Raw genomic sequence first — 13,237 nt, 5'->3', positions numbered from 1 at the left:
GGATAAATAACTTATGTTCTGTGAGCTCATATCTTTACTCCTTTTGAAATAAAAAAATCACCCTCAGCTTAAGAAGCTAAGGGCGAATTTCTCCACGGTACCACCTTATTTTTAAAACAGCGAGTGTTTTTCTTTATAATTTCAATTATTATTTTTTCTCAGCTCATTTTAGTGTAATTCAACAAATAGTTCTGATCGGTTCGCAGCAACCACCGACTTTCTGAACAAGAAAACTATTTCCTACTGGGTTAAAATGTTTTTTAGCTTATGTACAAGAATATATTAAAGTCTTTAATTTGTCAAAAATATTTACTCGAAGTATGGAAATATTCTGTATATTGATAATAATTTTATTTTTTAAAGGGGGTACTGTCGTAAATTCTTGCAAAAAAATCAAGGATTTGCTATAATCACTATAACCTTTAAGTGTGTCCAGAGAGGCAGGCAAGGTCAGAATCTTGAATGAACTTAATTAAAGTATATTATAGAGTATTTTCTGATACCTTCCCTAGCCCTTGGACTAGGGAATTTTTCTATATTGGAGTGTTTTATGGCAAAAAAAGAAATCATTGATGAAATCACAATGAAACGTGCGATTACACGTATTACTTATGAAATTATTGAACGAAACAAAGAATTGGATAAACTTGTTCTTATCGGAATTAAGACACGCGGTGTGTACTTGGCTCAACGAATCCAAGAGCGCTTGGCCCAGTTGGAAAATATCGATATGCCTTTAGGCGAACTTGATACACGTCCATTCCGTGATGATAAGAAAGCGACAGAAGATACAACAGAAATTAACGTTGATATTACAGGGAAAGACATTGTCTTAGTAGACGACGTACTCTATACTGGTCGTACGATTCGTGCAGCAATTGATGGGCTAGTTGACCGTGGACGCCCTGCGCGTGTTCAGTTAGCAGTCTTAGTGGATCGTGGCCATCGTGAATTACCGATTCGTGCGGATTATGTTGGAAAAAATATTCCCACGTCCCAAGGTGAAGAAATTATCGTCAACATGTCAGAAGTTGATGGTGAAGATAGCATCTTAATTAAGAAAGAAGAGGCTTAATTGTGTCCAGTAATACAGATATTCTTTTAAAAGTTGACGAAAAACCGAAAGGCGGTCAATGGTTTGGCCTTTCTTTCCAACATCTTTTTGCCATGTTTGGCTCAACGGTTTTAGTTCCAATCCTCGTAGGTATTGATCCTGCAATTGCCTTGCTTAGTTCTGGTTTAGGAACTTTAGCACATATGTCGGTGACACGGTTTAAAGTCCCAGCTTATATGGGTTCAAGTTTTGCTTACATTGGGGCAATGCAACTTCTGATGAAGCAAGGTGGAATGCCAGCAATTGCTCAAGGGGCTTTAACCGGTGGTTTAGTTTACTTACTTGTTGCCATTATTGTTCGTTTTGCTGGGCAAGGCTGGATTGACCGAGTTTTACCACCTATCGTTGTGGGTCCAATCGTTATGGTCATCGGTCTTTCCTTGGCGCCTGTAGCTATCAATGACTCTATGTATACTAATCCAGGAGCAATGACAGGATATAGTTTGCCTTTCTTAGCTATTTCTATGATTACTGTCATGGCAATCGTTATTTTCAGTATCTATGGTAAAAGCTTCCTATCTGTAGTTCCGATTTTGCTCGGTATTGTCACCGGATATATCGCAGCCATCATCATTGGGAAAGTAACTGGTCAAAGTATTGTGGACTTTTCAAATGTTTCCCAAGCAAGCTGGCTCTCACTTCCTACAATGGAAATTCCGTTTTTAAGTTATAAATGGGCCTTTTATCCTTCAGCAATCTTGACGATGGCACCCATTGCCTTTGTTACAATGACAGAGCACTTTGGACACATCATGGTCTTGAATTCCTTGACCGGCAAGGATTATTTTAAAGAGCCAGGACTTGACCGAACTTTGGCAGGTGATGGTGTAGCACAAGTTATTGCTTCATTCATCGGTGCACCCCCAGTAACTTCATATGGTGAAAATATCGGTGTTATGGCTATTACGAAGATACATTCGATCTATGTTATCGCTGGCGCCGCTGTTCTTGCGGTAGTAGTCAGCTTCATTGGGAAATTGACAGCCTTGCTAACTTCAATCCCAAGCCCAGTTATCGGTGGAGCTTCCATCGCCCTCTTCGGAGTTATTGCAGCGAGTGGTTTGAAAATTATTGTTGAAAATAAAATCAACTTTGATATCAAACGTAACTTGTTAATTTCAAGTGTCGTACTGGTTATTGGTATCGGAGGTATGGTTCTTGATATCACGCAAAATCTACAAATTTCATCTGTAGCTATTGCAACAATTATTGGTATTGTGCTTAATCTGGTTTTACCAGAGGAAGCTTAATATAGCGATTTGCTCATCAAAGGACAAATCACAGTCGTTCATTAACATTTTTAAAAATCATGCTACAGAGAGAGCATGATTAGGGTAAAGGAGACCTATAATGTCAGTAACAAATGGTTTAGTAAGCTTGTCACATTTAACAAGCATGGAAGTGTTGTCAACAGAAGAAGTTATGGCTTTGATTAAACGTGCTTCCGAGTTTAAGAAGGGAACAGCAAAATTTGAAAATAATCGTCAAATTTTCACTTCTAATCTGTTCTTTGAAAACAGCACACGAACACATAACTCTTTTCATATCGCTGAACGTAAATTAGGCTTAGATGTGCTTGAATTTGATGTTGGAACAAGTGCGTTGAGCAAAGGTGAGACACTGTACGATACAATTTTAACTTTAGACGCACTTGGCGTTGAAGTTTGTGTGATTCGCTCTTCTGAGGAACATTACTACGATCAGTTGATCAATTCAGATAATATCCATTGTGCCATTGTAAATGGTGGTGATGGAAGTGGACAACATCCAAGCCAATGTTTGCTGGATTTGATGACGATTTACGAAGAATTTGGGAAATTTGAAGGTTTAAAAATTGCCATCTCTGGTGATTTAACTCATTCTCGTGTTGCCAAATCAAATATGATGATGCTTCAGAAATTAGGGGCTCAAATCTATTTCACTGGACCTGAAAAATGGTACAAGGAAGAAGAATTCGGTGCTTATGGTAGTTATGCGCATCTAGATGATATCCTCCCAGAACTTGATGTGCATATGTTACTCCGTGTTCAATACGAACGCCATACAGCTGGAGATATTATTTCCAAAGAAGATTATCATGAACGCTATGGTTTAACCGTAGATCGTGCCGAAAAACTGCGTGATACAGCTATTATTATGCACCCTGCGCCAGTAAATCGTGATGTTGAAATTGCGGATAGCTTAGTAGAATGTGCGAAAAGCCGTATCGTCCAACAAATGACCAACGGTGTTTACACTCGTATGGCTATTTTAGAAGCAGTATTACGCGACTAAGCGAAGAATTATTGGAGGAATCTATGAAGCGACTGTTAATATTAGAAGATGGAACCATTTTTGAAGGGCAAGCAATTGGTGCCAATACAGATATCACTGGAGAACTTGTTTTTAGTACTGGAATGACCGGTTATCAAGAATCCATCACTGACCAATCTTATAATGGACAAATCTTGACCTTTACTTATCCATTGGTTGGAAATTATGGAGTTAATCGAGACGACTACGAATCAATTCATCCAAGCTGTAAAGCAGTCGTGGTGAGTGAAGCAGCACGCCGTCCATCAAACTGGCGTATGCAGATGTCACTGGATGAATTCTTAGAAGCTAAAAATATCCCAGGTATTTCAGGTATTGATACACGAGCTCTTACGAAAATTATACGTCAACATGGCATTATGAAGGCAGCTTTGGTTAATGCTAAAGATGAAATAGAGCACCAAATGAGTCAACTTAAAGCAACGGTTTTACCTAATAATCAAGTGGAAAAAAGCAGCACTTTAACAGCATACTCTTCCCCAAATACGGGAAGAAAAGTAGTCGTTGTTGACTTTGGTCTTAAACATTCAATTCTACGTGAATTATCAAAAAGACATTGCGACATTACTGTCGTACCTCATAGTACGACTGCAGAAGAAATTTTAGAGATGAATCCAGATGGCGTCATGCTCACTAATGGACCTGGGGATCCAACAGATGTACCACAAGCTGTCACAATGATTCAACAGATTCAAGGTAAAGTTCCGATTTTTGGAATTTGTTTGGGGCACCAACTCTTCAGTCTAGCAAATGGCGCAACAACTTACAAGATGAAATTTGGGCATCGTGGCTTTAACCATGCTGTCAGAGAAATTGCAACAGGTCGAATTGACTTTACGAGCCAAAACCATGGTTATGCTGTGTCCGCAGATGATCTACCAGAAGATCTTTTGGTTACACATGTAGAAATAAACGATGCATCCATTGAAGGAGTACGCCACAAACGCTATCCAGCCTTTTCGGTACAATTTCACCCAGATGCGGCGCCCGGCCCACATGATGCAAGTTATTTATTTGATGACTTTATGGATATGATGGATAAATATTAAAATTAAAAAACAGCTGAAAAGGCTGTTTTTTTAATAAATCATAAAGTTTAAGATTGTATTCTTTTATAAAAGTTGATATAATTTTATCTATAAAACAAAAAGGACATTTTTATGAAAATTTCTAAAACATATTCTATTACTCTGATCGCTTTAGGAGCCGCGATTATTGCAGTACTTTCTCCTTTGGCTATACCTGTGGGGATTGTACCCATAACACTTCAAACTTTAGCTATTGGGCTTATTGCAACGCTGCTACAGCCTCGTGAGAGCTTTTCTGCATTACTGATTTACCTCGTTTTAGGAGCAGTTGGTTTGCCCGTTTATGCAGGAGGAGCATCAGGAATTGGCGCTTTATTTGGTCCAACAGGTGGATTTTTATTCTCCTTTGTACTCGTAGCACCTCTCCTTTCGTACTTTTTACAGAAGACTCAACGCAAATTTTTCTCTATTTTATTGACAAATCTTCTAGCTCAGTTTTTGATTCTTGTACTTGGTACCGTATGGCTGAAATTCTTTATTGGTGCACCTTGGGGAACAGCCTTTGGTATTGGTTTTGCTCCTTTTATTTTAGGAGCAATTATTAAGGCGATGATTGTAGCAGCAGTTAGTGTTGCACTTCTCGATGTTCTTTTTAAAACCAATCCTTATTTTTCCAAATAATAATTTATAAAAAGCTTTCCAAATTATTGGAAAGTTTTTTTTAGATAAAGAAAGGTGCTTTGTATTTGCCAAGCTTTATCTTATTTTCTCATGGAATTAATATATAATTTTTATTATGAGAAATAAAATAACTCAAAAATATCGGAAGAGTCTCATTGTACAGAAGAATAAGTCACTTCCTATTTTCTTATTTAAAGAATACAGGAGGAAAGTATGATTAAATTTTACTATAGACAAGGCTGCGGTTCTAGCCAAAAAGCAAAGTCGTGGTTTGAAAAGTATAAAATAAATGTAGATATGAAAAGAATTGGTGAAATTTCTAAGCAAGACTTGCAAAAAATTTTGTCTTATATGGATGGAGGAATTGAGACGATTACTAAACGGTCGAGCATGAGTAATCCACAGACACAGAATAGTTTAGAAATGCTTTTAGAAATGAATCTGGACGAAGGTCTAGAATACTTATCTCGGAATGCGTACCTACTTCGTTCACCGATAGTTTTAGATGAGAATAAAGTCCAAGTTGGTTATAACATGGATGATTTACGTCAATTCTTCCCAAGAGAGTACCGACGGTTAGAACTAGCTACAGACCAGGGATTTATCTAGAAGTAAATAGAGAATTGGAACGAACAAAATGAAAAAGTTTTGGAAAAAAGTAGAAGAAGGTATGGAGTATTTTGTTTATATCTTGTTTATTATTATGTTCTCAATCTTATTGGGATTTATTTGGCATATTATCCCTTGGATATGGGTAAAATAAAAAAAGAGACTCAGCTATAAGTCTCTTTTTTTATTACTTCTTGGAAGACTGTTTTATTGACAGTCTTTGAGTTTTCTGCAATCCGGTAAAGGGCGTTACGCTGCAACAACTGTATCTTAGGTAGGAGAGATTGCCCATCTTTTAGATAAGTGCTAACCAGCTTATTAGGATCAAAGTCAATATCATCAGGAGGAAAGGAAATTAAACTTGAACCAAGATAGTCCTTCGTTGAAAGTATTCCTTCTTCAATATGATAGGTTCTTGCTTGTGGCTGTCCATTACTAAAGAAGGCAATTACAGCATTGTAAGCTACTTTTTTAGTTAAACCGTAGCGTTTGTCCTTATAGCGGAGCAATGCGCTGAGAAGAAATTCCTGAGCTTCTAAGGGCATGAGTTGCGGTTGATAATGGATTTGCACCAGAATTTCTTCACTTATCTTATGAAAACCTGTAATCCCGACTAAAAAGCCATTGGGACTCACATAAAATTTTTTAAAATGCGTACGAATAGCTTGATCATTTTCGGTAATTTGCCCATCTGAAAGCACAGAAATAAAATCCTTAGTGAGTGCTAAATTAAGAAAACTCATTTATTTTACGAACATCGCATCGCCAAAGCTGAAGAAGCGATAGTGCTCATCAATTGCATGTTGGTAAGCTTCAAGGATAAAATCTTGCCCCGCAAAAGCAGCAACCAACATAACAAGTGTTGATTTTGGCAAGTGGAAGTTAGTGTTGAAAGCATCAACGACTTTCCAATGATAGCCAGGTTTGATAAAGATATCTGTCCAGCCAGAATCTGCTTGAATATCTCCATCAAATTTTGTTCCAATCGTTTCTAATGTACGGATAGAGGTTGTACCACAAGCAATTACCCGATGACCAGAGGCTTTAACAGCACGAAGTGTTGCCGCAGCTTCTTCAGACAATTGATAGAACTCACTATGCATATGATGTTCTTCAATATTATCAACGCTCACTGGTCGGAAAGTACCCAAACCGACATGTAAAGTAAGTTCCACAATATGAACACCCTTAGCACGAATCTTGTCTAATAGCTCAGGTGTGTAGTGCAAGCCGGCAGTTGGTGCTGCAGCCGATCCGTTTTCTTTTGCAAAGACGGTTTGATAACGTTCTTGATCTTCTAGTTTTTCATGAATATAAGGTGGAAGTGGCATTTCGCCTAAGCTTTCTAAAACTTCTAGGAAGATACCATCGTAACTAAATTCAACGATACGTCCGCCATGTTCCAATTCTTCAACAACCGTTGCTTTTAAACGTCCATCACCAAAAGAAAGTTCTTGACCAATGCGCATCCGTTTTGCTGGCTTAGCTAAAGTTTCCCACCGATCACCTTCAGTGTTCTTAAGAAGGAGAAGCTCGACATGTCCTTGAGTTTCTGGCTTAACACCATAGAGGCGTGCAGGAAGGACACGTGTATTATTGAGAACAAGGGCATCACCAGGATTAAGCTCATCCACAATATCATAGAAGTGTTTATCTTCCATAGAATGGCTTTCTTTATCCAAGACTAAAAGCTTTGACTCAGAACGCTTTTCAAGAGGTGTTTGGGCGATAAGTTCTTCTGGTAAGTTAAAATCAAAATCATTAATGTTCAAAATATATTTTCTACTGCTTTCTTAAATTTTTAATTTTCCTATATTATTGGATCCCTATGAAAAAGATACTTTTTCGAAAGAAGAAGAACTTTATCGTGTAATGATGACCCCTAATATAAAAATTTATAATATAGATTTCCAATCTCTTCCTATGAAAAGTAGAGAACAGATAACAATAATATTATATCACAAATGAAAAGCTTAGATTAATCTTGCTTCTTTTTAGAGTAAAGTTATTTACTTCTATCACTTTGTACAATTATTCCGCAAAAATAAATTAATGAGACATTATATAATGGTGTAAATAAAAAAAGCTACCCTGTTGAGATAGTTTTTTATTTCCCCAGTTTAATCCTTGTTTTTAGAGTAAAAATAAGCATCGAGTGTCCTTTTTAAGAATACTCGATCTTTCTCTTCAATTATTTCTTTTTTATAGAAAAGAGCCTCGTCAATCAGGCGATCAAGGTTAAGAGAGAGTTTGTTTTTGTAGGTAGTATCAATATCAGATTTTTCAACTCCCAAAATATCGGCCATTTTTTGAATTACACCTTGTGAAGGTGTGATTCGCATATTAAGGTAATCTGATAAAGTAGAAGGAACTATCCCGATTTTAGAAGCGAAATCTTTCTGCTTTATACCGCTCATCTGAAGATACTTTTTAATATTAGTTGCGATAATAGCGCGATGTTCTTGAGTATCCATGTATTTATTATAGCGTTAAACACAAACGCAATCAAGAAAAATAGTGCGGGTTTGCCTTGATTATTCATTTATAACGTATTATAATTAAAATAATTGTGTTCATTTATGTTCAAATTAAGAAATGAGGTTTTTATGCAACAGAATTCTTTAAAAGGTTGGAGAGAAAAAGAAGGTTTGTCAAAGGAATTACTTGCAAGTAAATTGAATTTGACTGTCAGTGAGCTTGACGATTTAGAGAAAGATTCTTCTCGGATCTCTAAAAAAAAGTTAGAAAGAATTCTCGCATTATTTAATATTACCTACGATGAAATTATTTTAGGTAAGACAGAAAATCATTAAAATTTATACGAAGAAAATACGTTTTTAACGTATTTGATTTCTGCTATTTAAAGAGATGTTTTTGAAATTGTAGGACAGAAATGTCAAAGGAGAAAAAAGTACACGTGAAGAACAGCAAAATAAAAGCCGAGTATTTGTCGAAGAAATTTGAGATGCTGCCGGTGAAAGATACACGGAACAAGGCAAAATCTTTAATAGGAGCAAATGAAAAAAGTCAGAAAGATTTTTGGGCTTTACGTAATGTAAGCTTTGAAATACATGAAGGAGAATGTGTCGGAGTCATTGGGCTGAATGGTGCAGGAAAATCAACACTTTCTAATATCATTAGCGGTCAAATTGCGCAAACTACAGGACAAGTTGAAATTAATGGTGACGTTTCGATTATTGCAGCTAATGCAGGCATGCAAAACAATCTTTCTGGACGTGAAAATATCCGTCTGAAGGGCTTGATGGTCGGTATGAAAAATAAGGAAATAAAAGCCAAAATGCAGGATATTATTGATTTTTCTGAAATTGGACCTTTTATTGACCAACCCGTTAAAACGTATTCCTCAGGTATGAAGGCAAAACTGGGTTTTTCTATCATGGTACATCAAGATCCTGACATTATGATTATTGATGAAGGACTTTCTGTTGGTGATAAAACCTTTGTGGACAAATCGAAAAAGAAAATGTTTGAATTTCGAGACCAAGGGAAAACAATCTTGATGGTTTCACATGATATGCGCACGGTTAAAGAGTGGAGTGATCGCGTTATTTGGTTGAATTACGGAGAAGTCAAGGCATATGGAACACCAGAGGAAGTTATACCAGAGTATGAAAAGTTTGTCCGTTGGTTTAAATCCTTATCAAAAAAAGAACAAGAAGCTTATAAACAAGAACAACGTCAAGCCCAATTTGATTACTCTGTTGAGGAGTTAAAAAAAGAAATTATTAGTCAAAGTTCTTCGAAAAGTCGTCGTGTTAATCGTGAAGTGACCCAAAGTTTGCAAAAGAAGAAAGACAATCACAAACTATCTTTCTTCTCAAAAATAGTAGTGGCACTTTGTATGCTGGTTTTTCTCTGGATTACTCTCGTCTCTTTGAGTAACACGACATTGAAAAAATCAGTCCAACACCCCGTAAAATTTTTCTCACAAAACATTTTTAAACCGAAGGATGTATCTAGTAAAAATAAACAAAGGAATAAAACAACAGTGAGTTCTATAGATGTTTCTTCAAGCTCAGAAAATGAAGATGCTACTTCTCAATCTACTCCGGAATTAAGCACAAGTGAAACTGTTGCAAGTACAAGCGAGGCAGACACAGCGACAAGTTCATCAGAGGAAACAACATATATGATTCAAGCGGGGGAATCGCTAGGAAGTATCGCTGAAAGTAAAGGCTTAACTGTGGATGCAATTCAAGCGCTTAATCCAGGAATTGATTTTAATATTATCCAACCAGGTCAAACTATAAATTTACCAACAACAGCAGCCGATGCAACCACAGAGCAACCAGATGAAGGGGTAATTCAATAATGAAAGATGCAATTCTTTACCTTAGAGAGCAGATTAAATATTTTCCTATAGCTATCAATTTATCAAAATACAGTACCAAAAGCACGTCGATGCAAAATAAGTTTGGACGCATATGGGAAATCTTGGATCCTCTAGTACAACTTGCTATCAACTATATTATTTTTGGTGTATTGATGAACCGCTCAGCTCCAGATGGTCTTCCCCCACTGCCTTGGATGTTTATTGGTATGGGCGTGTACTCTTTTATACAGCATGTTATTGTAACTGGAGCAAAGAGTGTTTCTACACAATTTAAAACGACTGCGAAAATGAAATTCCCTGTAAGTATTATGCCTACAGCATCAATGTTTGGCTTTTTAACAGAATTATACATCATGGTGGGAATGGGATTAATTATTGCAATGTTTTCAGGCTACTATCCATCCATGTATTGGTTGCAATTATTATATTACTTCCCCATGTTGATTATTTTTTCCTTAGCAATGTCACTTTTATGTTCTTCAATCGAAGTTGTATTTCCTGATTTTAAATTCTTTTTGAATTATATCTTTAGATTTTTAATGTATGGATCAGGTGTCATTTTTTCATTGGATCATTTTAAAATTATTCCTCAATTTTTGATTCAATCGCAATTGATTAATCCTTTTTATTATCTAATAGAAGGGTTTAGGGATATAGCATTTGGGAGAGCGTGGTTTTGGGAAAAAGGGATGTATAATGTGGGCTTTATTTTGTTGCTAATAATTTTACTAATAATAGGAGCCAATATGCATATGAAGATTCGAGATAGAATTTCAGATTATTTATAAACTAAGGATTAGAAAAGAGTAAACAGTGGAAGTATTATTTATTAATAGCAAATTAGGTTATGATTATCAGATAGAAGATGAAGGTAAAGGAATATCAATTATTAGTAGTGAAGGTAATTTAAGTTATTTTAAATTTAGAGAAGCTCCTTTCAGAGAGGGGCCTCTCTATAAAAATGAAAAAATAATAGCACAAGTTTCCTTTAACTCTACTCACTTTTTTTATGTTATTGAACAACAAAAACAATTAATATCTGTACAACAAAAAATTAGAGATAAAAATCACTTTTTTGATAGACACATTGAAATTTATGATAAACATCTTACAATAAATAAAACAGGTATTGCTTCAATGACGCTTTATATTCACGAAGGTAGAAAGCGATTATTAGGAAAGAGAGTGAACGGACTCCTTTCAAGGAAGCAGCAAAATGAATGGTATAAAATGAAGCTTCCGATAAAAAATAAAAAAATCCTGGGTTCAATAAAATATAATAATAAAGCTATTTTTATTACTTACTATCCTAATAAAGAGAAGTTATCTATATCAAAAATATTTCTTGAAGAGATAGATGCAAGGTTTCAAAAGGTAACTATTAATAATAGATCAAATATTGAATTTATGTATGAAAACGAAAATTATAATTTTGATTTTAGAAAAGCTGAAAAAGACCATGGTATAAAAGTTAGAGGCTCTAAAGCAAAGCTTCCAATAGGGATAGTTCTTAAGTTAAAAATCAACAAAACATTCTTCTATATATATTCCTATAAAGGAAAAAACTATTTAACCTGTTGTCCAAAGAAGGCTTATGGTATCAAATCAGATCTTAAGGTATCTTTTGTGAAGGATACAGTTATTATATACGGAAAATATAGTAATACATATAGGCAGTTTACAGGGGAGTACGATTATATTTATATTAAAGGGAATGATAAACCTATTTCCAGTTTTCGAAGATTATCTACTGGTAGAGGAAAAAGTTTTGCCTTTGCAAAAATACCAATAGAATTTTTAACAGATACAGAAGAAATTCATAGAGGACTTTATTTAGGTAATGAAGTAGAAAAACTATATCCCCTTTATATGAAGAATTATTTAAAAGAAGATTTTGAAGTTTTTGCACGAAAAAAAATTAATAGCAATATCGTAATATTCAGAGGAAATGTGGGTGAAGGGACAAGTTGTACAATATTACCTTTTTCAGAAGAATATTCGCTTTCAAACATACTGAAACAGAATATTGCAAGTCTTACAAGAAAAAAAGGAGATAGAGCTCCGATAAATTTATATTTTGAAAAATTCTCAAAAAAAGCAGATGAATCTGCAATTAAGGTTTTTGATAAAGTCTTGGCAGAGAATACTCTTTCGAAAAACTATTTTATATTAGATAAAAGAAGTAAAGACTTCCCACTGCTTAAAGAGAAATATGGCAACAAATTAGTAAAAAAATATTCTTTAAAGCACTACAGCTTGATATATAATGCTGACCACTTTATTAGCACAGAATTTTCAAATCATCTTATTAACGACAGAATATTTATTAATAAACTAAGAAGCAAAATTACAAAAACGCCCTTGATATTTTTGCAACATGGGATTATGTTTGCCAAGCCAATTGAAAATCCAATGGCTGCTGGTTTTCATAAAAAGAATATAAAGATAAATTTAAAAAAAGTTGTTATTAGTTCGAAATTAGAAGCAAAAGAATTTTATAAAGTGGGATATCAACCTGATGATCTTCTCCTAAGTGGGTTGGCGACTTTTGATTATCCAGTCATTAATGATCTGAAATTTTACTCATATATGCCAACTTATAGATATTGGGAAGAACATTTAGTTTATGAAAATAGGTTAGAAGAAACCAGTTATTATCGGGACATTATCTCAGTCATTAGAGCCTTTGAGGAAAATAATTTACTAGAAAAACTATTAATTGTACCACATAATAAATTTGCTGATTATATCGTGGATCATTTTCCAAATTATAAAGAAAATATCTGTACGAATCCTTCAGAGGCATTAACAGTTTCAAAAATATTTATATCTGACTATTCTAGTGCGATTTATGATGCTATCAATCGTGGTGCTTATCCTATTTTTTGGTGGAAAGAAAAGGATATGCTGATAGAGAAGTATCAGGCACAGCCGTCCTTAAATGAAGATACAGCTCCAGGTCCAATAGCCTACACTGAACAAGGACTTATTGAAACAGTACTTAATGCAGAGAGAAGAGGGTTTCAATTGGAGGAAGCTTTCATAGATAAATATAAAAAAATAAATAATTTTTCCGATAATAAGAATACAGAACGAATTGTAGATTACTTAAAAACAGAAAAAATTATTTAAGATTTG

13 protein-coding genes are annotated in these 13,237 nt (G+C 35.0%); 10 read left to right on the top strand and 3 right to left on the bottom strand.

The window, feature by feature from the left end; all coding sequences use genetic code 11:
* Nucleotides 1-550: 550 nt before the first annotated feature.
* The 6 genes from pyrR (at nt 551) to J0J35_RS04645 (ending at nt 5,745) form a co-directional block, all read left to right on the top strand.
* A complete protein-coding gene (gene pyrR, locus J0J35_RS04670; RefSeq protein WP_004256286.1) occupies nt 551-1,075 on the top strand; it encodes a bifunctional pyr operon transcriptional regulator/uracil phosphoribosyltransferase PyrR in 525 nt (174 codons plus the stop codon).
* Nucleotides 1,076-1,077: 2 nt separating this feature from the next.
* Nucleotides 1,078-2,364 (top strand): uracil-xanthine permease family protein, encoded by a 1,287-nt coding sequence (locus tag J0J35_RS04665; protein ID WP_370569332.1) that lies wholly within the window; start codon nt 1,078-1,080, stop codon nt 2,362-2,364.
* 100 nt (nt 2,365-2,464) lie between these two features.
* Nucleotides 2,465-3,388 (top strand): aspartate carbamoyltransferase catalytic subunit, encoded by a 924-nt coding sequence (locus J0J35_RS04660; RefSeq protein WP_019293123.1) that lies wholly within the window; start codon nt 2,465-2,467, stop codon nt 3,386-3,388.
* 23 nt (nt 3,389-3,411) lie between these two features.
* Nucleotides 3,412-4,476: a carbamoyl phosphate synthase small subunit gene (locus tag J0J35_RS04655; RefSeq protein WP_206918022.1), complete on the top strand. Its 1,065-nt coding sequence runs from the start codon at nt 3,412-3,414 to the stop codon at nt 4,474-4,476.
* Nucleotides 4,477-4,587: 111 nt separating this feature from the next.
* Nucleotides 4,588-5,136 (top strand): biotin transporter BioY, encoded by a 549-nt coding sequence (locus J0J35_RS04650; RefSeq protein WP_206918019.1) that lies wholly within the window; start codon nt 4,588-4,590, stop codon nt 5,134-5,136.
* 213 nt (nt 5,137-5,349) lie between these two features.
* Nucleotides 5,350-5,745 (top strand): ArsC/Spx/MgsR family protein, encoded by a 396-nt coding sequence (locus J0J35_RS04645; protein ID WP_019293126.1) that lies wholly within the window; start codon nt 5,350-5,352, stop codon nt 5,743-5,745.
* Nucleotides 5,746-5,909: 164 nt separating this feature from the next.
* Here J0J35_RS04645 and J0J35_RS04640 read toward each other — a convergent pair whose 3' ends face one another.
* The 3 genes from J0J35_RS04640 to J0J35_RS04630 all read right to left on the bottom strand — a co-directional run bounded on the left by J0J35_RS04640 (nt 5,910) and on the right by J0J35_RS04630 (nt 8,219).
* On the bottom strand, nt 5,910-6,488 hold the full coding sequence (locus J0J35_RS04640; RefSeq protein WP_165706823.1) for a hypothetical protein: 579 nt from the start codon (nt 6,486-6,488) through the stop codon (nt 5,910-5,912).
* Nucleotides 6,489-7,517, bottom strand: a complete 1,029-nt coding sequence (gene queA / locus J0J35_RS04635) for a tRNA preQ1(34) S-adenosylmethionine ribosyltransferase-isomerase QueA (protein WP_206918017.1) — start codon at nt 7,515-7,517, stop codon at nt 6,489-6,491.
* 348 nt (nt 7,518-7,865) lie between these two features.
* Nucleotides 7,866-8,219, bottom strand: a complete 354-nt coding sequence (locus J0J35_RS04630) for a helix-turn-helix transcriptional regulator (RefSeq protein WP_017370431.1) — start codon at nt 8,217-8,219, stop codon at nt 7,866-7,868.
* A 132-nt stretch (nt 8,220-8,351) separates the two neighbouring features.
* On the opposite strand from J0J35_RS04630, the gene J0J35_RS04625 reads away from it, so the two are divergent.
* The 4 genes from J0J35_RS04625 to J0J35_RS04610 all read left to right on the top strand — a co-directional run bounded on the left by J0J35_RS04625 (nt 8,352) and on the right by J0J35_RS04610 (nt 13,231).
* Entirely contained in the window at nt 8,352-8,558 is a 207-nt protein-coding gene (locus J0J35_RS04625; protein WP_074750195.1) for a helix-turn-helix transcriptional regulator, read from the top strand.
* A 104-nt stretch (nt 8,559-8,662) separates the two neighbouring features.
* Complete coding sequence (locus tag J0J35_RS04620) at nt 8,663-10,078, top strand: ATP-binding cassette domain-containing protein (protein WP_206918014.1); 1,416 nt, start codon at nt 8,663-8,665, stop codon at nt 10,076-10,078.
* The gene (locus tag J0J35_RS04615) at nt 10,078-10,887 is read left to right on the top strand and encodes an ABC transporter permease (protein WP_206918009.1); all 810 of its coding nucleotides are present in this window, start codon (nt 10,078-10,080) and stop codon (nt 10,885-10,887) included. The genes J0J35_RS04620 and J0J35_RS04615 overlap by 1 nt, the downstream gene beginning before the upstream one ends.
* A 25-nt stretch (nt 10,888-10,912) precedes the next feature.
* Nucleotides 10,913-13,231, top strand: coding sequence for a CDP-glycerol glycerophosphotransferase family protein (locus tag J0J35_RS04610; protein ID WP_206918006.1), 2,319 nt, complete (start codon nt 10,913-10,915; stop codon nt 13,229-13,231).
* Nucleotides 13,232-13,237 lie beyond the last annotated feature (6 nt).

This window comes from Lactococcus sp. LG606 (assembly GCF_017309645.1).
Classification (GTDB): Bacteria; Bacillota; Bacilli; order Lactobacillales; family Streptococcaceae; genus Lactococcus; species Lactococcus petauri.
Note: the sequence above shows the minus strand (reverse complement) of the source record. Positions and strands in the feature narration are given on the sequence as shown.

Coding starts and splice junctions, on each gene's coding strand:
- J0J35_RS04625 (WP_074750195.1), top strand. CDS start 8,352: ATGCAACAGAATTCTTTAAAAGGTTGGAGAGAAAAAGAAGGTTTGTCA.
- J0J35_RS04640 (WP_165706823.1), bottom strand. CDS start 6,488: ATGAGTTTTCTTAATTTAGCACTCACTAAGGATTTTATTTCTGTGCTT.
- pyrR (WP_004256286.1), top strand. CDS start 551: ATGGCAAAAAAAGAAATCATTGATGAAATCACAATGAAACGTGCGATT.
- J0J35_RS04645 (WP_019293126.1), top strand. CDS start 5,350: ATGATTAAATTTTACTATAGACAAGGCTGCGGTTCTAGCCAAAAAGCA.
- J0J35_RS04660 (WP_019293123.1), top strand. CDS start 2,465: ATGTCAGTAACAAATGGTTTAGTAAGCTTGTCACATTTAACAAGCATG.
- J0J35_RS04650 (WP_206918019.1), top strand. CDS start 4,588: ATGAAAATTTCTAAAACATATTCTATTACTCTGATCGCTTTAGGAGCC.
- J0J35_RS04630 (WP_017370431.1), bottom strand. CDS start 8,219: ATGGATACTCAAGAACATCGCGCTATTATCGCAACTAATATTAAAAAG.
- J0J35_RS04615 (WP_206918009.1), top strand. CDS start 10,078: ATGAAAGATGCAATTCTTTACCTTAGAGAGCAGATTAAATATTTTCCT.
- J0J35_RS04655 (WP_206918022.1), top strand. CDS start 3,412: ATGAAGCGACTGTTAATATTAGAAGATGGAACCATTTTTGAAGGGCAA.